8 protein-coding genes are annotated in these 20101 nt (G+C 61.4%); 5 read left to right on the plus strand and 3 right to left on the minus strand.

The features are described from left to right. The 3 genes from U5A57_RS17930 to U5A57_RS17940 form a co-directional block, all read left to right on the plus strand. On the plus strand, positions 1-704 hold a 704-nt coding region (locus U5A57_RS17930; protein WP_321913014.1), incomplete at its 5' end, for a TAXI family TRAP transporter solute-binding subunit. A 628-nt stretch (positions 705-1332) separates the two neighbouring features. Beyond that, positions 1333-1758, plus strand: a complete 426-nt coding sequence (locus U5A57_RS17935) for a GtrA family protein (protein ID WP_321913015.1) — start codon at positions 1333-1335, stop codon at positions 1756-1758. Positions 1759-2233: 475 nt separating this feature from the next. Continuing rightward, the gene (locus tag U5A57_RS17940) at positions 2234-3409 is read left to right on the plus strand and encodes a hypothetical protein (protein WP_321913016.1); all 1176 of its coding nucleotides are present in this window, start codon (positions 2234-2236) and stop codon (positions 3407-3409) included. Positions 3410-3539: 130 nt separating this feature from the next. Here U5A57_RS17940 and U5A57_RS17945 read toward each other — a convergent pair whose 3' ends face one another. The 3 genes from U5A57_RS17945 to U5A57_RS17955 all read right to left on the minus strand — a co-directional run bounded on the left by U5A57_RS17945 (position 3540) and on the right by U5A57_RS17955 (position 8207). After that, positions 3540-4736 (minus strand): acyltransferase, encoded by a 1197-nt coding sequence (locus U5A57_RS17945; RefSeq protein ID WP_321913017.1) that lies wholly within the window; start codon positions 4734-4736, stop codon positions 3540-3542. Positions 4737-5111: 375 nt separating this feature from the next. Then, positions 5112-6983 carry an HAD-IIIC family phosphatase gene (locus U5A57_RS17950; RefSeq protein WP_321913018.1) on the minus strand — a complete coding sequence of 624 codons (1872 nt, stop codon included), beginning with the start codon at positions 6981-6983 and terminating at the stop codon, positions 5112-5114. 321 nt (positions 6984-7304) lie between these two features. Further along, positions 7305-8207: a glycosyltransferase family 2 protein gene (locus U5A57_RS17955; RefSeq protein ID WP_321913019.1), complete on the minus strand. Its 903-nt coding sequence runs from the start codon at positions 8205-8207 to the stop codon at positions 7305-7307. Between the two features lie 817 nt (positions 8208-9024). Here U5A57_RS17955 and U5A57_RS17960 point away from each other — a divergent pair. Then, a complete protein-coding gene (locus tag U5A57_RS17960; RefSeq protein ID WP_321913020.1) occupies positions 9025-9735 on the plus strand; it encodes a 4'-phosphopantetheinyl transferase family protein in 711 nt (236 codons plus the stop codon). Between the two features lie 433 nt (positions 9736-10168). Further along, on the plus strand, positions 10169-20098 hold the full coding sequence (locus U5A57_RS17965; RefSeq protein ID WP_321913021.1) for a non-ribosomal peptide synthetase/type I polyketide synthase: 9930 nt from the start codon (positions 10169-10171) through the stop codon (positions 20096-20098). The last annotated feature ends 3 nt before the right edge of the window (positions 20099-20101 follow it).

A 20101-nucleotide genomic window follows, 5' to 3' on the forward strand; every position in this document is an offset into this window, starting at 1 on the left:
GCGACTCGCCGATGAAGAACATCAACGAGATCAAGGACAAGGTGATGAGCGTGGGCCTGATCGGCAGCGGCACCGCGCAGTCGGCAACGACGCTCTACCGCCTCATGTTCGGCCAGCCCATTCCCGATCAGAACGCGAAGCACCTGAGCAACGAAGACGCGCTTGCCGCGCTCATCGTCAAGAAGATCGATGTGGCGATCATCGTCGCCGGTCAACCCGCCAAACTCTTTACCGACATGAATCCCGAACTGCTGCAGCAGATCCGCTTCCTGCGCGTCGATCCAAACGCGCCGGAAACGGCGCGCGCGAAGCAAACCTACTATCCGGCGACCATTCACGTGTCGAGCTACCCGAACTGGCTGAAGGAGGACGTGCCGACCTGGACAGTCAAGGCCTTTCTCGTCACCTACGACTACAACCTGCGCGATACGGTCGGCAACCTGAAGCGCTTCGCCGATTCGCTCTGCGCAAACTTCGACAACCTGCAGGAACACGGCCATCCGAAGTGGAAGCAGGTGAAGCTTGAACTACCGGGCCTCGGCAAAGGCTGGCAATACTATCAGCCTGTCGAGCGGCGACTGAAGTCGTGTTTCGCGCATCGTGCCGCGGTGCAGGCGGCCGCGCCGCCGCGTGCCGCCACCACGCAACAAGTCAATGCGCGGCCATGCTCGGACCAGGAGCGCATGCTGCTGCTTTGCAAGTAATGACACGGAATCGACATGAGGCGGAACGCTTACGCGGAACCGCGCGACGACCTAAGCGCTTAGCCGATGAACGAACTATACGCCCGGCATAAGCGCATCCATATCGGCCAACTGCCGGCTAAAGTGCTTGCCAGCCTCGCCGCACGCATAGTCGCGATCGTCTGCGTCCCGACAAATGGCAGGCTTGTTCCGCCACTCAACGCAGCTCCGCTCACGGATGCGATAGAAATAACGGCGCACTAACCACGAAATCGCCGCGCATTTCGCTTGCCTCGCGGCTTACGTCGCCACGCATCGCTTTCCTGAGGTACATATCCCGATCGAATGTGGCCCCTGCTATTCAGGGCGCCGCCAGCAAGGGCGAGCGGGTACGCAAGAAGGTGAGCTTTGTGCTCCGGCGAACGGTGGTCCCCGCGGAGTTTGCCTAACATGCGTCAACTGTCATTCCTTTATCCGGCGACCACGCGTCATAAGCCTCTCGATGCCCGCATTCTGAGGCCCTCGTGACCGCTTTCATCGCAATGGACTGGAAAGGCGGCGTCGTGCGTGGTGAGGCGCGCGGTTCCCGGGCCGAGTACACGCTTGTCATCCGCGCGCTGCCCGGTGCGGCGTTCAAGAGGAGTACGCTATGAGCAGCACCGCTGCTAGCATGTCACTCAGCCGCACGCGGCTCGTGTTCTGGTACGCGACATTCGCCGCCATGTCTATCGGCGCCAATCTCGGCAGTCAAAGCCTCGCCTTTCACCTGTACCAAGGCCCGTTTTCGGTGCCACTTTCGGTGTGCGTAGGCACAGGTGTTGGCCTTATCGTCAAATATCTGCTCGATAAAGCCTGGATATTCCGCTACGAACACCAGAGTGTTGCACACGGCGTGCGCACATTCTCGATGTACGTTGCCATGGGGCTCGGCACCACGCTCCTTTTCTGGTCCGTGGAATTCGCCGCGAACGCGCTCTTTCATGGCGAAGCCGGACGGCTTGCCGGCGGCGCACTCGGTCTGGTGATCGGATATTTCACGAAATACCAGTTGGATAAACGCTATACGTTTGCTTGAGTTAGCTTGCTGAAGCATAGAACCTGCAGGCCGTCCATCGCTTCGATCGCGCACAGGATCGCGGACCGCGCATGTGCCGCCGGGACCGCGCCCCGTTCGCGTGCTAGCGAACGACCCATTCGTTTCCGCCCTGGTACAGTTCAAGACACCCGCACGTCGAGCGGTGTTTCGTACGGTCTTGCGGCGTGCGCTGGCGTACAGACCTAGGCACAACCGTGCTCTACGGTTGACCACTGAATCCGGCAGAGTGCATGTGCGGCCATCCGAAAAGCCTAAGGGCACTGCTCGCGTTTTCGCTCTATGGGCTGCGACGTAGTGGATTCCACGCGTTTCCCCAACGAATGCACGATCGTCTTCCCGATCAAAATCTGCGCGAGTTGCACGGCGACTGATTCGGAAATTCGCAAATGGGGCTCACGTTCAGCGATTGGCCCGCCGCAAGATTTGCAGGTCATTAACGGAGATGGGGGCGTACTTGAAGGTAGACATAGCGAGCGTTACAGACGACAAGGCATGGCCCCTTTGGAGCTTATCTGCCGCCACTTGTTTCTTATTGGTTCTCGCGTTCAGCGGAACAAGCGGCTCGTTTTTCTGGGACTACCATGTCTATCAGAAAGGCTTGAGCTGCTACTCGCAGGGACCGGACCCCTACCTGTGCGCATCGGGCGACTTTCCGTTTGTCTACCCGCCCATCTTTCTCAAGGTATTTTCCGTATTCGATTTCCGCGCGGCATTTGCTTTCCTGGTTCTAGCCGCCGCCGCAAGCATCGTTTGCGTGAGCCTTAGTCTCAAGTCATTTATCCCCTATCATCGTCTGGCTCCTTGCCTGGTTCTTGGCTTCCTGATTGGCGGATCCGGTTTTGCTTCGATCCAGACGGGCAACATTAGCGTCTTCGCGCACCTCCTTCTCGTTTCTCTATCGTACTTTCTATACACGAGACGATCGGGCTACACGTTGACGGCACACGCGATCGCAATCATTTTGTTTTCTGCCATAAAGCCCTACTTCCTTGCCTATGCTTTGCTCTATCTTTTTCTGCCCCTCCGCAGTTTGGCCGCGTTCGCCGGGGTGATGCTGTCGGTTGCCGGGATCTACATAGCGCAGCCTGCCCTTTACCCGCAACTGTGGGCGGGATTCCAGGGCGCAATCTACAATCAGATCGTCCAACATGGGGACGCCGGGTTGACGATTTTTGGCGTGTTTTCCAGATTTGGGATGGGAAAATTCGGCTTCATTCTCCATCTTTTCCTGATGCTTCTCGTTGTACTGATTTCGGCAACTCTTCGGTACAGGCATGGGCAACGCTCTATACAGATCAGATCCGCGAGCGAGTTGTTTTATTTCCTCGCCATCCTCATTCTGCTCAACCCGCGGTTGATGTCGTATGACTTCAGCGTTTTTTCAGTCTGCCTCTATTTGTCCATGATCCTCTCGTCGCGAGGTGATGGCTGGGTCGGGCCTTTTTTAAAGCTTTTCCCTTTTGCGACCATCCTGCCTCTATGTCTCGAAGGATTATTCGATATTCGAGTGCATTCTTTGACCTACTACTTCCTCGCAACCTATGTTCTTCTGGTTGCGGCACTGGCCTGCCATTGGCCCTTGCGTGCCTCATGGTCGAAAGCACCTGCCAGCATCGCTCGAGAGAGGTAACTTCGCACCGGCACGAACTACGCCGCGCCCGAATCAATGCCCAGATCCAACCGCAGGCCGATGTCCCCGTGAATTCGAACACGATGGGCTGCTGCTAATTTTCGTGAAAGTAGAAGCAGCACCAAGCCATTTAAAGCGACTCTTCCAAAGCGCCGCGCTTTGTTAATATTGCCTGGCGTACCCACTTGCTAACGCCTTCGGTGTGTTGCATGGCAGGCTTCTCGATCAATCGAGACGTCGTATAGCAGACAAGAATTAAGACGGGAGTGGCCAGCAGGATCGTAAGCCAGTGCTCCAGAGGGGTGAACGCTCTCGCGTCCAGCTTTCCTATGACAACATTGAAGAGCGCAAACAGTATGAATCCGTGCAGGAGATAGATGCTGTAAGCGAGTTCTCCTAGCATACGGGATAGCTGACTGGTTAGTGTGCCGAACAAGGTCGCGCCGCCCGCAATCACGGCGAAACTCAGCGAAAGAAGCGCTAACGGGATTCGGGCATACGTCGTTGGAAACAAGGTGATCGCGGCGATGATCGCAGCGATTGCAATCAACGAGACAAATCTCTTTTGTGAAAGGTTGCGGAACCAGGCTTGACGACAGAAAAGTGCCGCAATGATCCCCCCAAGAAACGGCGTCATGAATCTTGACTCTGCATGAAAATGAACCAGATCCAGTACCCCGGCAAATCCGATGATCAATACTGAAAACGACGGAATAGCTCCGATCACGACTGCCAGCAACGGAAGGCAAAGATAGAATCCCCATTCATAGGCGAGCGTCCACGGCACACCCGATAAAATGAGCTTCGTGTCCTGTACGCCGTTTAAATCCGGCTCACCAAAACTGGAAAATCCTACCCATCTCAACGCATTGGCCGCCAGCGTCAAAGGAGATTGCGCTAGCGTGAAACGTGACATGAATGCGACGAAGACGAAAAGGAGCAGCATGGCGAACAGATACAACGGTGTCAGCCGCAGAACTCGTGAGACGTAAAGCTTGACCCAGTCAACGCCTCTTTCCTTGTCATTGATTATTTTTGTCGAGAACAAAAAACCGGTAATCATGAAAAACAGGGACACGCTTGCTCGCCCGATATTTGCCATGAAATTTGACGGGGGGGAGTCAAACTGAGAGGTTCTGATGTAAAAGTACCAAATGCAGGAATGGTGCAGAAAAACAAAAAACGCCAGGTACCCTCTCAATCCGTCAATCGTCGCAAAGCGTCCTGCGGCGTTGGGGGCACCGAATCGCCAGATCAAAACCCTGGCAGTGGCGAGTGCAAGGAGCACCGCGGCAAACACCGGGAAGGGACTAGTAGGGCTTATCATTTATTCGACCTCTTAGCAGAACCAGCGCTGTGTTAGCAGCCGAATCTTACCGAGCCTTACCGCGCAGAGGTCGGGTGAGTTGTCTTGAAGTGTTGCCGAACGCTCATTGAGTCTCAGTCGCATTCAAAGGGCGCGCATGACAGCCGTAGGCGGACGAAATACAGACGACTGCGTTTGTATTTGCGAGATTGCGTTAAGTGGGGCGCGCGAGCCGCGTGTGGATAGACGACGCGTGGAAGGAACTGCGCCAAAATGCGCATGATGTTTGGCCGCCTGGAGAGGTCCATTGACGATGGCAGGCGACCCGTGGATGCTGACCGAGACGGTCGGACACGACCTTGCGTTGTTTAACAGACTTCCCTAACAAGCGCTGCGCTAAATCCGCACAGGGGGGAAGTCGGCAGCACCCAGGTTCTCGATCTCGATGTAGGACGGAAGTTCGTTCGCGGTACGCGAGTACAAACCCGCCGCCGTTTGGGAGAATCCAAGCCGTCGGAAATAGTCATGGCAGGTCGCATTCCTTCCGGTATCGACCAACTCGGCGCAAACTTCAGCGCCCGCCTTCAGCGCCAACCGCGTCGCAATCGCCCCCACGACCAGTTCCGCACCTAGCCCAAACACGCGGCACGACAGCACGACCTGGACGATCTTCTCGCCTTTGATCAGGCAAACGGAGATGATGCCGTTGTCAATCAATTTGTCGCGCAGAGAGGAGACCACACAATACCCGCCGTGGTTTATGAACGCCTCAAACTCCGAGCGCTCCCATCTTTTCCCGGTCGTGTTGAACTGATTCGTCTTGTTGATGAGTTCGAATGCCCGATCAAAGTATCTGGATTGCGGCGTCTTGATCAGAAAGAATGACTGGCGAAGCTGCAACGAAGCCAACCACTCTTCGCGCGAAACACCATCATTGGCGTCGGCGCTGGCCTCGCGCTGCGAGATTGCGCGCACGAGTTCGGTACGACGCGATGACTCTTCGGTGACGATAGGGACCTGCGTTTCGGCCGATCGCAGAATGATTCGCCGCCAGTCGTAATGATTGCCGCCAAGGCAACGAATGGCGGGGATCGCCGCCTTCACCTCCGACAACTCACGGTCGTTGTCGTCGATAAAGACACAGTTGCCCGGAAGCAGATTGACCTCCTTAATGATCTCAAGGATGTTCTGCGACTTGGGCCTCCAGTTGATACGCACGCACGCGAAGTCGTCCATGGTAATGGCGCCGCGCCAGATGGCGTTGAACCGTTCAACGGTGGGCGCTTCCTCATTCTTGCTGCAAATCGCCAGCAATCCGCCGCGCTTTTTGAAGAACAGCAAGGCTTCAGCCAGACCGATCGGCCAGCCTTCGATGCGTTGCTCCAGGCTCACGTTCTCGCCTTCCGCTGCCACGCCGCGCCACATGGTGTCATCGAGATCGACGATAATGAGCTTCACTGGGTCTTGCTGCTCGATGACCTTGACGATTGCCTCAATCCGCGACAGAAACGCGAGGGTAAATTCGCGAGACGCGACCTCATAGGTGAGGATATTTCCAATTGCTTTGGGCGCAATCAGTCGATTCGCGTCCAGCTTGAAGTCCCAATCGTTGATGAACGAGGCATGTGAACTGCTCAACAGGACATCGTCCTGCAGGTGCCGGCGGCCGATGAAATTCAATATTTCATTGGCGTCGAGAAAATAGCAGTTATTTGTCTTCCGCAGAGCGTCGGACAAAAGCCGGTTGATCTCGCGCACCAGATTTCCAGGCGACGTCATACCGAATGGATCGATGAGATCGCCGTCGTAATTGAAGCTCGGCTCGAAAAACGACATGAAGATTATCGGAGCCGACGTGATCTGCGCGGCGACCTGCGCCACCTTTTGGGCGATATATTCCCCTGTCCTCTCCAGAAAGACGCGAGCTTCGTCGTCTGAACGCAGACGCGCAAAAACCATGTCCACCACCGGTTCAGGCGTTTGTGTCACTTCGCCGAGAATGTGACGGAGCGTGAGATTCACGACGACGACATCGTCGCTTGGCGCGGCATCCGGGACAGGGGCGTGGCGTCTCGAGCCCATCAATATGTGCCGGATGTTGTGCCCGGAGTTCGCGCTTCGCTTGACGAGCATCTCCACAGAACACGTGCCCAGCAGCAAGATATTGAGCTTGCGCGAATGGATCGCAAGCGACGTCGGCGGCAGCGGTAAATTGACCTGTTTATCGGCGACGGACGAGTAGAACAAATCGCGGACAAATTGACGCATTTAGGACCTCGAAGTCGAAACGTACTCCACACGCAGCCGGTATCGGCTTTGAGATTAAAGCAGAGCGCCGATGCACCATCTGTGCGCCGACAGACACAACCCGAACCGGGTGCGGCGCTGCGGGATCCTCGCAGCGGCATGCGGGACGTTTATAAACGTCCTCGACCCAGCGGGGGCCGATCGCAGAGACGGAAAAAGGGGAAGAACGAGTGGTTACCGAGAGCCTCGAATTTCAGAGGCGCTGACTGGCGGGGATGAAACTGGATGTACAAGATTGCCGTGGCGCCGGCTATGACTTTTATTTTTCAGGGCAGATGCAACTCAGGTCGAATAATCCTCAGTCTGGATTATCCGCATCAACTGCTTGATTAAGTTTACACCTCCCCACCCAATAACCAGCCTCGCAAACAGCGACGCCCAATCCTTGCTGGGAATCTCTATCTCTCTCAACAAAACTCGCTCGACAATGGCAAGTCTCAAGGTGATACTCATTTTCTTGTAAATCAATACATTAAATATAAATGACGAGATATGTCCCTTTGACATCAGCTTTTCGTATTTCTCAAAGAACACGAGACTGGGTTCGCAACTGACCGCCTTCGATATTCTTGCGGGACTCTCGCTCAAGGAATACTCGACCAGCGCATCGTGCAAATAAACGAATGCACATCCGGCCATTTCCGCTCGAATGGCAAAATCCCAATCCTGATGACGGCGCAATGCCCCGTCGAAACTGATCAGCGGGTACTGATGACGCCACATCATGATCGATGACGTCTGGATATAGCCCCCCTCCAGCAGGATGAAGTCGAGCATCGGCCGGCCATCGTAGGGAGAGCGGTTGCCCAGGATGCGCCGGCCTGCGTCCGTTAGCACGACGTTGCTGAACAGCACCTTCGCCTCGTTCCCGGCGGGCTTGGGGCCAAAAGCCGCCACGCAGCGCTCGAGCTTGTCCGGAAGCCAACGGTCGTCAGCGTCCAGAAAAGCGATCAGATCGCCGGTGGCCTCTTCAATGCCCCGGTTTCGACACCACGCCGCGCCATGGTTCTCGCTTTCGCGAATCAGTCTCAAGACAATGTTGTTTCCGCAACGACTCGGCAAGTCGAACTGCAGACCGGACGCGTCGTCTACGACGATAATTTCCTGCGGGGCAACGGTTTGACTGGATATCGATTCTATTGCTACCCACAGCAAATCAATGCTGTTGTAGTGTGGAATGATCACACTTACGTTGTAGACATTGTCAAAATCACACCGCATCCCGCACCTCGATTCTGAATTTCGACAACTTCCTCGTGCAAAGAGTAAAACTATCTGTCTTGATCTGATAGCGCGTCAATCACACATATTCTTACCGTTCCTTACCGAGCACTTATCCATCCCTTTCCGATCCGCGATTAACCTTACACAAACATTAAACATACTTTCTAATTGCATTCGAATACAGTTGAAAAACCTTCTCCCAATGGTTTTCAGACCAGTCTTCTCGAAGGCCATAGCGCTGAATCAAATCAATAGCGAACGCAACCCGCGGGCGTTCTGGAAGCCAAAGCCATAGATGATCCGTCCGGCACCGCATCGAGTCGCAAAGGACCCTGCAGCCCAGCTACGTTCGGAGAGCCTCACAGGTCTTATGCCGGCGCCATATTTCGACAATTGCCGCGACGGCTTGTCGGCGAACGTTGCCATACGCTTGAGCGTGTCCTGAAACAGCACGCTGCGATACCTGGCACGTCGCAATACGCCTTCGTTGCCGCTATGTACTGGCGCTAGCGCAAAACACGCACGCACGCCGTGCAGCGTAATTGCATCACGCTCTGACAGATCGTAGGACGTGTCCCTGGTATCGTTCCGTGGGTTGCCCAACAAATCCACGAGAGTTGTATGTGTACATTCACTCGTGCGTCAGCCGCTCCTCGGCCAGGCGGCAATGCAACCGGCGTGCATGGTTCGCAATGCGTAACTCAAACGGATAGCGCGTCGCCCTATGTCGCACCTCATCGAGTCGACATTTCCCACTGCAATTCGAATCAGGCTATCCATGTCCACGCCGCCACTCACGCCGCCAACCATGCAGGAAGTCCATGTCTGGCAATGGGACCTCGATGCCTGCGGTGGCGAATTTGACCGGCACCGGGAAATGCTATCCATGCAAGAGCACGAGCGCGCCGGCAACTTTCGCTTCGAGCTGCATCGCCGCCGCTACGTGACCGGCAGGGGAAAACTCAGACAGATCCTCGGCCGCTATCTCGCGCTCCCCCCACAGGCGGTCGCACTCGAATATGGTTCGGAAGGCAAACCATTTTGCACGAACCAACCCGTTGGATGGAGGATCTGCTTCAACCTGAGCCACAGCGAGAATACGGCGGCGCTCGCCGTTTCGGGCGGTTTCGAGGTAGGTATTGACGTAGAACAGATACGCCCGATCGAGGAAAGCATGCCGCTCCAGGTGTTCTCCTCACGGGAGCGTGAACAATTCGACGCGCTCCCGCCATCAGAACAGCAAACGGTCTTCTTTGAAACCTGGGCGCGCAAGGAGGCCGGCCTGAAAGCGCTCGGCACAGGCTTCATCCTGCCGCCCGAGCATTTTGAGTTCGATCTTTCCGATCATGGCGACACCATGCCCCGCTTCGTCGGGGGTGCGGCGGACGAAGCTTCGCATTGGCGCGTTCGCGCGCTGTCACCCGGTCCGGCCTGCGCGGGAGCGGTAGCGGCGCGCCAAACTGGCTGGTCGGTCATCCAAATGAACTGACCCGACAAGGGCTCGGACGAACTCCTCTCGTCCCGCCCAGCGGTTCGATCGAGTTGTTGCCACGCACAACGCCGCACACGAATTGCCAGTCCTCGCCTCGATGCAACACGCACTCGGCCAATGCCGCGATCGTCGCCAAACCCACCCGCACGGCGGCAGGCGGGGCGCAAGCCTGCGCGCCGACGCACCCGTGCCACCCCGCTGCAATGTGTTGCTGCAGCACATCGTGTGTGCGACGGCGAACGGATAGGTATCCCGCGGAAGATTAACTTCCTCCTACAGCAAATTTCAAAGTTGGGACACAAGCCAGGTGCGCAAAGCCACCTGCCGCTTGCGCTTCCCGTGACCGGACGCCGTTCTGCGCAAGCGCCGCGAATCCTTCGCCAAGCCTGCTCAGCACCGGACCTTCGTCAAAATTGTGGGGGAGTAGCAAATGTCACACAGAGATGGACTTTCAGGCGTTTTGCCGGGCGGGACCGATCATGTGCCTGGCGTGGCAGCGCGCTTCGATGCCATATGTGCCGGGTTCGGCAATCATCTTGCTGTGATTGACGCCACGGGCGAGGAACAGTATGCCGCCCTTGGCGAACGTTCGGCGCGGCTCGCCACCGTCCTGCACGAAATGGGACTGGAGCCGGGCGATCGCTGCGCGATCATGGTTTCGCGCAGCCGCGACACGCTGGCTTTGATGCTGGCGATCCTGCGTCTGGGCGCCGTCTACGTGCCGCTGGACCGCGCCTACCCCAAGGCGCAGCTCGACTTCATCGTTTCCGATTGCTCGCCCAAGCTCATCATCGCCGAGGCGGCAGCGCTCGCCAGCGTTGGCGAGCTGAACGGCGTCACGGCCGATCTCGAGCATGTCGTGGCGGCTGCGGAGGCCGCGCAGCCCGCTGCGCTCCATGCCTGCAATCGTGACGACGCTGCCTACGTGATGTACACCTCCGGCTCGACCGGCAAGCCCAAGGGCGTGATCGTGCCGCACCGCGCGATTCTGCGCCTCGTGCAGGGCCAGACGTTCACCGAGCTTTCGCCGGACACGCGCTTCCTCAACCTCGCGCCGCTCGCCTTCGATGCGAGCACGCTCGAGATCTGGGGACCGCTCCTGAACGGCGGCTGCGCCGCCATCATCAACGAGGTCCAGCCCTCTCTCGACACGATCGCGTCCGAGATAGCGCGACTCGGCGCTACCAGCGCCTGGTTCACGGCTGGCCTCTTCAATGCGCTCGCCGACTATCGGCTGGAAGCCTTTCTTCCGCTCAAGGAGGCGCTGACGGGCGGGGACGTGCTGTCCCCCGTCCATGTACGCAAGGTCATGGAGGCCCACCCGGGTCTGCAGATCATCAACGGGTACGGCCCGACCGAGAACACGACCTTTACCTGCTGCTACCGCATTGCGCGCGACGGCGAGTCGCTCGCGCATGGCGAGGCCATTCCCATCGGCTACGCCATCGCGGGCACGAGCGCCTACATCGTGGACGACAAGCTCGCGCCGGTTGCCGATGGAGAAGTCGGCGAGCTGGTCGCGGGCGGTGACGGTGTCGCGCTCGGCTATCTCAACCGCCCCGAACTGACGGCCGAGAAGTTCGTCGACGACGTTTTCGCCCCTGGCGCCAGACTCTACCGCACCGGCGACCTCGTGCGCCGCCGCCCGGACGGGGCCATCGAATTTCTCGGCCGCAACGACCGGCAGATCAAGATTGCAGGCAAACGCATCGAACTCGACGAAATCGAACATGCGTTGCGCGTGGCGCCCGGCGTCGCAGACGCGGCCGTGGCGGCATTCGAAGGACGCAACGGCAAGGCCATCGCGGGCTTCGTGAAGGCCGACGCCGCCGACGCCGCAGGTCTTCTGAACGCAATCCGCGCGTATCTCAAGTCCGCCCTGCCCGATTACATGATGCCGGCGGAGCTGCGCGTGCTGCCGGATTTCCCGCTGACGCCCAACGGCAAGATCAACCGCAAAGCGCTGCTTGCGACTATCGATACGCAATCCGAATCATCGGCGCAGCCCTCTCCGGTGGACGACGACGTTGCCGACAAGCTCGCGTCCGTATTCGAAGGCCTCCTCGGCAAGCCCGTCGATCGGCGCTCGAACTTCTTTGATCTCGGCTTGCGTTCGCTCGATATGATGCGCGCGCACGCCATCATCGCGCGAGACGTGGCGGCCAAGGTCGCGCTGGTGGACCTCTTCCGCCATCCCAATGTCGAGGCACTGGCTTCGCATCTGCGCTCGACGCTCCCGCTCGAGAACACAGCGCCAATCCGTCAACGCCGCGGCGCGCAAAGCGGCGCCATCGCCGTCGTCGGCATGTCCGGACGGTTTCCGGGCGCACGCAATGTCTCCGAACTTTGGGCCAACATTCTCGCGGGACGCGACTGCATCACGCATTTCGACGTGGCGGAACTCGAAGACAGCTTCGACGACGGCTTGCGCCGCGATAAGAGCTACGTCAAGGCACGTCCGATACTCACGGATGTCGACCACTTCGATGCGGGCTTCTTTGGCATGCTGGCGCGCGAGTCGGCGCTGACCGACCCGCAGCAGCGGCTCTTCCTCCAGATTGCGTGGGAAGCGTTCGAAGATGCCGGCTACGACCCGGCGACGATCGCCGGCGCGGTCGGCGTGTTCGCCGGCACGTCGATGAACACCTACTTCCTCAAGCACATCCTGTCCGATCGCGGGGTCATCGACGAATTCACGAGCCAGTTCCAGATCGGCGAGTATCAAAAGCTCGTTGGGGCCGGTGATTTCGTCGCCACCCGCACCGCGTACAAGCTCGGGCTCACGGGACCGGCCGTCTCCGTGCAGACGGCATGCTCCACTTCGCTCACCGCGATCAGCCTCGCCGTCGAGAACCTTCGCGCCGGTCGCTGCGACATGGCGCTGGCCGGTGGCGTCTCGATCACGTTCCCGCAAAAGCGCGGCTATTTCTATGAAGAAGGCGGCATGGGCGCGCCCGACGGCGTGTGCCGCCCGTTCGATGCCGACGCAAAGGGCACGGTGTTCGGCAGCGGTGCGGGCGTCGTCTTGCTCAAACGGCTCGAAGACGCCATCGCCGACGACGATTCGATCTACGCCGTGATCCGCGGCGTGGGCATCAACAACGACGGTTCCGACAAGGTCGGCTTCACCGCGCCGAGCGTCGACGCCCAGGCACGCGCCGTCGCCATCGCGCACGCTGAGGCTGGCATCGATCCGGCCTCGATCGGCTATGTCGAGGCCCATGGCACGGCAACGCCGCTCGGCGATCCGATTGAATTCGCGGGCCTCGTGCAGGCCTTCCGGCTCGGTGGCGCAGAAGGCGGCCAGTTCTGCGCGCTCGGCTCGGCGAAGGCCAATGTCGGGCACCTCGACGCGGCCGCGGGCGTGACGGGTTTCATCGCCGCGTCGCTCGCGCTGCGCAACCGCACGTTGCCGCCGCTCACGCATTTCCGCTCGCCCAATCCCGGCATCGACCTCACTAACAGCCCGTTCTACTTCAACGTGGCGGCACGTCCCTGGACTGACGGCGCCGCGCCGCGCCGCGCCGGTGTGAGTTCCCTCGGCGTCGGCGGGACGAACGTCCATGTGGTGCTCGAGGAGGCGCCTTGCCGCGACGCCTCGGGCGAGCAAAGCGAAGGACTCCAGATCCTGCCGCTATCGGCCCGCAGCACGGCGGCGCTCGAACGCGCGAAGGCGAATCTCGCCACGCATCTCGCGAGCCATCCGGAAATCGCACTGGCCGACGTGGCCGCGACGCTGCAAACGGGACGCCGCGATTTCGCGCACCGCGCCGTCGTCGTCGCCGAGAGCGTGGAACAGGCCCAGGCCAAGCTCCAGAAAGGCGCAATCGAAGCACAGGCGCCCCAGGCCGCGCCTGCGGTCGTCTTCATGTTTCCCGGCCAGGGCGCGCAGTATCCGGGCATGGGAGCCGCGCTCTATCGCGCCGAGCCGGTCTATCGCGAGTGGATCGACAAGGGCGCCGAGGCGCTGGCGCCGCATCTCGGGCTGGACATCCGCACGCTGCTGCTGAGCGAGGCGCCGGAGGGCGACGACACCCCGCACCCCATCCGCTCGACGATCTATGCGCAGCCCGCGCTTTTCCTCGTCGAATATGCGCTGGCGCAGTTGTGGATGTCGCGCGGCATCAAGCCGGCGGCCATGATCGGCCATAGCGTGGGCGAACTGGTCGCCGCTTGCGTGGCCGAGGCGATCGCGTTCGAGGATGCGCTGTGCCTCATCGCACAGCGCGGCGCGCTCATGCAGTCGGCCGAACCGGGCGCGATGCTGGTCGTGCGCCTGGCGGAGGCGGAACTCAGCCCCATGTTGCCCGGCGACGTCGATCTCGCCGCGCTCAATGCGCCGACGCTCAGCGTCGTGGCCGGCCCCTTCGCGGCCATCGAGGCATTCGAGACCACGCTCAAGGCACGCGATATCGAGCATCGACGTTTGCACACGTCGCACGCGTTCCACTCGCGCATGATGTCCGGCGTCGTCGACGATCTGGCCAAGGTAGCGAACAGCCTAGCTTTCGCGAGGCCCAAGATCCCGTACGTGTCTTCCGTCACCGGGCAATGGGCGTCGATGGATCAGCCGGTGTCGGGACAGTACTGGGCGAGCCACTGCCGCAATGTCGTGCGCTTTAGCGACGCGCTCGCCACGGTCACGGCAGAGGGCAAGCCTCTTCTGCTTGAAATCGGTCCCGGCCGCACGCTCTCGACCTTCGTCCTGCAGGGCTTGCCCAAGGACCGGCATCAGGGCGCGATTGCCTCGCTGCCCGACTTCGCGACACGCGAGCGCGAGCTTGCCGTGCTCGCCGAGGCGACCGGGCGCCTGTGGCTGAACGGCGTCAAGCCGAGCTGGAAGGCGCTGCGGGCTGAAACAGGCCGCCGCGTTTCGCTACCGACTTATCCCTTCGAGCCGGAACGGCACTGGATTGACGCCCCGGCAACCGCCTCTTCACGTCAGCCAACGACCGTTGCCCCGGCGATTGCCGCGCAAGCCTCGTCCGAAGCCCTAAACGATATTCCTCAGACCGCCATGACCCAGACCGTCCAAATCGACCGCAAACCGCGTCTCATTGCCGAACTCGCGTCACTGCTTGCCGAGATGTCCGGCGAAGCACCGGATACGTCCAACCCGGACGTGACCTTCTGGGATCTCGGTTACGACTCGCTGTTCATGGGGCAGGTCTCCCGGCAACTGCGCCGCCGCTACGACGTCACGATCAGCTTCCGGCAGATCATGAGCGACTATCCGACGCTGCCCGCCCTCGCGCAGTTCCTCGATGGCGCGATGCCGCCTGACCCGGAAGTGCCTGCCGAGGCCGCTCCCGCGCCTGCGCCGGTCGCTGTCGCCGCTCAAGCGGCCGCCGCGCCTGCCGCCGTTGCGGCAGTGCAGGTCAGCGCGCCCGTCGCAGTGCAAGCGCTTGTTGCGCCGGCCACGGGCGACCTCCAGTCGGTGATCCGCGACCAGCTCGCCGCCATGCAGTCCGTGATGGCGCGCCAGCTCGAAGTGCTGCAAGGCGCGCCGCTGGCCGTCCAGCAACCCGTAGCGGTGCAGATCTCCGCGCCGGCCGCAGCGCCCACCGTCTCCGCCCCGGCCGTGGCAGCCGCAGCGCCCGCGCGCGCCGCCGCCGGTCCCGAAATCAAGTTCGAGGAAAATCGCCCGTCGCGCTTTACCGCCTACAAGCCGGGCGCCTCGCACTCGGCCCAGATGACCGACGCCCAGAAGGCGTTCATCACCGATCTCGCGGCGCGCTACTCGGCCAAAACGGCCACCTCCAAGGCGCGTACGCAGTCCTACCGGGCGGTGCTTGCCGACCCGCGCACCGCCAGCGGCTTCCGCGAGGAATGGAAGGAGCTTGTCTATCCGATCGTCGCCCAGCGCTCGAAGGGCTCGAAGATCTGGGACGTAGACGGCAATGAATATATCGACGTGGTCAACGGCTACGGCCAGACCGCATTCGGCCACACGCCCGATTTCGTGGTCGCCGCGGTCAACGCGCAACTGGAGGAAGGCTTTGCGATTGGACCGCAGTCGCCGCTTGCAGGCGAAGTCGCCCAGATGTTCTCCGACATGACGGGCCATGAGCGCGTCACGTTCTGCAATACCGGCTCGGAAGCCGTGATGGCGGCGATGCGCCTCGCGCGCACGGTGACCGGCAAGGACAAGGTCGTCTGCTTCGACGGCGACTATCACGGCCAGTTCGACGAAGTGCTGGTGAAGCCCGGCAGCGAAGCGGGCGTGCCGCGCGCGTTCCCGCTCGCCCCGGGAATTCCGCAGACCTCCGTGGGCAACATGGTCGTGCTGCCCTACGCCCGTCCCGAAAGCCTCGAATGGATCAAGGCCAATATCGACGATATCGCAGCGGTGCTGATCGAGCCTGTGCAGTCGCGCCATCCCAACTTGCGTCCGAAGGAGTTCGTGCAGCAGTTGCGCGACGTCACGGCGGCCAATGACTCGGCCCTCATCTTCGACGAGGTCGTGACGGGCTTTCGCGTGCATCCGGCCGGCATGCAGGGCCTGTGGGGCATCCAGGGCGACATGGCGACCTATGGCAAGGTGGTCGGCGGCGGCCTGCCCATCGGCGTGCTGGCGGGCACCACGCAGTACATGGATGCGCTCGACGGCGGTCAGTGGCAATTCGGCGATGCTTCGGTACCCGAAGTTCCGCCTACGTTCTTCGCGGGCACGTTCGTGCGCCACCCCGTGGTGCTCGCCGCCATGAAGGCCGTCCTCCTGCACCTCAAGGAGGCTGGCCCGGCGCTGCAGGAAGGGCTCGGTGCACGCATGGAAGGACTCGTGCAGCGCGTCAACGCGCATCTGGAGAAAGTCGGCATCGCCGCGCGGGCGGAGTCCTTCTCGAGCTGGTTCTATGTGAATCTCGCGGGCGAAGATCGCCTCGGCAGCCTCTTCTATCCGTACATGCGCTACCTCGGCGTGCATATCATGGAAGGCTTCCCTTGCTTCCTGACGACGAGCCATTCGGACGAGGACATCCGCAAGATCGGCGACGCCTTCATCGCGAGCATCGACGCGCTCCAGCGCGTCGGCATTCTCGGCGGCGCGCTGGACGCCGCGGCGCATACGCCGGCCGAACCGCCGCTCACGCAGTCTGCGCTCACCGAGCCCCAGAAGGAAATCTGGATGTCGGCTCAGCAAGGCCACGAAGCCTCGCTCGCGTTCAATGAGTCGTTCACGCTCGAACTCAACGGCAAGCTGAACGAGGCCGCGTTCGAACGCGCCTTCGCCGCGACCGTGGCCCGCCACGATGCGTTGCGCGTCCACTTCTCGCGCGTCGGCGACACGATGTTCGCAGACGCGGCGACGACCGTTGCGCTGGTCCCGATCGACCTTTCCGGCCACGCCGATCCGGCGGGCGAGCTCAAGGCCATCATCGACGCGGAAGCCCGCGAGGTCTTCGACCTCACCCGCGCACCGCTCGCGCGCGCCGCGCTGGTTCGCCTGGAAGCGCAGAAGTGGGCGTTCGTGTTCACGGCACATCACATCGTTTGCGACGGCTGGTCGATCAACATCATCCTGCGCGACCTGGCCGCCCTCTATGCGGCGGAAGTCTGGGGCACGCAGCCGGAACTGGACGAAGTGCAAAGCTTCCTCGCCTTCGCCAAGGAGCAGGACGCGATCGGCGTGGACAAGGAAACGCGCGACTTCTGGATGAACGTCCATCGCGAGCCGGCGCCGCAGCCCGACTTGCCCGGCGATCGCCCGCGCCCCGAACGCAAGAGCTTCAATGGCGCCTCGACGACCCGCCATCTGGGAGCCGACCTTCTCAAGCAGGTCAAGACCGCTTCCTCGAAGCAGGGCTGCTCGCTGTTCGCCACGCTGTTCGGCGCGGCCCAGGTGCTGTTCGGCCGTCTGTCCGGCAATGATGACGTGGTCATCGCCGCACCGATGGCCGGCCAGTCGCAAGCCGGCGAAGCGCTGCTGGTCGGCCACTGCGTCAACTTCCTGCCGCTGCGCGTGAAGTTCGACCGCGAAAAGCCTTTCGCCGCACACATGAAGGCGGTGCGCGATCACCTCTACGATGCTGGCGACCGGCAGAACTACACGTACGGTGCGCTCGTGCGCGATCTCGGCATCAAGCGCGATCTGAACCGGCTGCCGCTGACCGATCTGCAGTTCAATCTGGAAAAGGTCGACGGCGAACTCGACATGGCCGGCGTGACCACGCACTTCACGCCGAACGCCAAGGCGTACAGCAACTTCGATCTGTTCCTGAACGTGATCGAATCGGCACAAGGTCTGCGTCTCGATTGCGACTTCAACACCGACGTCTATGACGAAACGACGATCCAGCGCTGGCTCGGCTACTACGAAACCTTGCTGAGCGCGATCGCACGCGATGCCGAAACGCCGGTCGCCGCGCTGCCGCTGCTCAGCGATGCCGAAATCCACCATCTGCGTGACGAACTGAACGCGTCGCAGCGTGACTACGATCTCTCGCAGACGACCCCGGCGCTGATCGCCGCGCAGGCCTGGCAAGCCCCGGATACGACGGCCGTGTCGGACGAGTCGACGAGCCTGACGTATGGCGAACTCGATGCGCGCGCGAGCCAGATCGCCCGCCGGCTGATGGCCGCGGGAATCGCCTCGGGCGGGCGCGTCGCCATCGCGATGGAGCGCACTGCGACGACCGTCGCCGCGATGATCGGCGTATGGCGCGCCGGCTGCGCCTATGTGCCGCTCGACATGACGATGCCGCCTGCACGTCTGCGCCAGATTCTCGATGGCGCCGACATCGCCGCCATCCTCAGCGATGAAGCCAGCCTCACGTTGCTGGAACCGGGTGCGCATCGCGTGCTGGACGTCGACGCGCTCCTCGCGCAGGACGATGACGAGACGATCGCGCTGCCCGTCGTCACGGACGCGGATTCGGCCTACGTGATCTTCACGTCGGGCTCGACGGGTCAGCCCAAGGGCGTGGAGATCGGCCACCGCGCGCTGAGCAACTTCCTGTTGTCGATGGCGAATGCGCCGGGCTTCTCGGTCAGGGACAGCATCGTCGCGGTGACGACGTTCTCCTTCGATATCTCGGGTCTCGAACTGTTCTTGCCGCTCATCTCCGGCGGCCGCACCTTCATCGCCGGGCACGCAGAAGTGCGCACCGGCTTTGAGCTGGTGACCCGCCTGAGGGAAGAAGCCGCCACCGTTCTCCAGGCGACGCCTTCGCTGTGGCGCATGCTGCTCGAGGCAGGCTTCAAGGCGCCGAAGGGCTTCAAGATCCTGTGCGGCGGCGAGCCGTTGCCGCGCGACCTCGCCGACGAGCTGCTCGCGACCGGCGCTGAGGTCTGGAACCTCTACGGCCCGACCGAAACGACGATCTGGTCTTCGGCCTCGCGTGTCGTTGCGAACGCACCCGTGGTGATCGGCGCGCCGCTCGCCAATACCGACCTGCACGTGCTGACCGACGACCTGCATCTGGCGCCCGAAGGCGTGAGCGGCGACCTGTGGATTGGCGGCGAAGGCCTGGCAAAGGGCTATTTCAACCGCCCTGACCTGACCGATGCCGCGTTCAAACCGGTTGCCATCGAAGGCGCTGCGCCGCGCCGGCTCTACCGTACCGGCGATCTTGCGAAGCGGCTCGCCGATGGCTCGCTCCAGCATCTGGGCCGCCGCGACCAGCAGATCAAGCTGCGCGGCTTCCGCATCGAGATCGAGGAAATCGAGTCCACCTTGCGCAAGGCGCCCGGCGTTGCCGCAGCCGCCGTCGCCCTGCACACGGTGAGTGACAGTGCGCGCCTCGTGGGCTACCTCGTCGGTGCGGGCTCCGACAAACCCGACCAGGGCGCGGTCGCGGCCTATGTCGCCGGTCAGCTGCCGTCCTACATGGTGCCGACGCTGTGGATGACACTCGACGCCCTGCCCCAGACCAGCAACGGCAAGCTCGACCGCAAGGCCCTGCCGGTGCCGACGCCGGACATGGTGGCCACGCCGGTGCGTCAGCCGCACGCTGCGCTCAAGGTCGTGCCGCAAGCGCCGATGCCGGTCGAATCCGCGGCCACCGAACCCGAGGCGAGCGAACCGGCGCAGATCACCGCCGCCGTGGCCGAACCCGTGACGCTGACGCCGACGCAGACCACGATCGCCGCGATCTGGGGCGATGTGCTTGGCCTGCAGCATGTCGGCATCGACCAGAAGTTCTTCAGCCTTGGCGCAGACAGCCTCCAGTTGTTCCGCATCGTCGCGCGGATGAACGAGCGCGGGCTGGGCGTCGATGCTCGCCAGCTCATGAAGAACGTCACGATCGAGCAGTTGGCAGCCAGCCTTGACGGCACGCAGACGGACGAGCCGGTCGAGGCGCCCGCCGTGGCGAGGCCGTCGATCCTCAACTTCAAGCGCAGGATTGCTGAAGGAGCCTGAGCG

Origin of the sequence: Paraburkholderia sp. J11-2 (assembly GCF_905220185.1) — a bacterium.
Lineage (GTDB): Bacteria > Pseudomonadota > Gammaproteobacteria > Burkholderiales > Burkholderiaceae > Paraburkholderia.

What these genes read in the sequence shown, in the direction of transcription:
- U5A57_RS17935 (WP_321913015.1), top strand. Translation starts at nt 1,333, where the DNA reads ATGAGCAGCACCGCTGCTAGCATGTCACTCAGCCGCACGCGGCTCGTG.
- U5A57_RS17945 (WP_321913017.1), bottom strand. Translation starts at nt 4,736, where the DNA reads ATGATAAGCCCTACTAGTCCCTTCCCGGTGTTTGCCGCGGTGCTCCTT.
- U5A57_RS17950 (WP_321913018.1), bottom strand. Translation starts at nt 6,983, where the DNA reads ATGCGTCAATTTGTCCGCGATTTGTTCTACTCGTCCGTCGCCGATAAA.
- U5A57_RS17960 (WP_321913020.1), top strand. Translation starts at nt 9,025, where the DNA reads ATGTCCACGCCGCCACTCACGCCGCCAACCATGCAGGAAGTCCATGTC.
- U5A57_RS17965 (WP_321913021.1), top strand. Translation starts at nt 10,169, where the DNA reads ATGTCACACAGAGATGGACTTTCAGGCGTTTTGCCGGGCGGGACCGAT.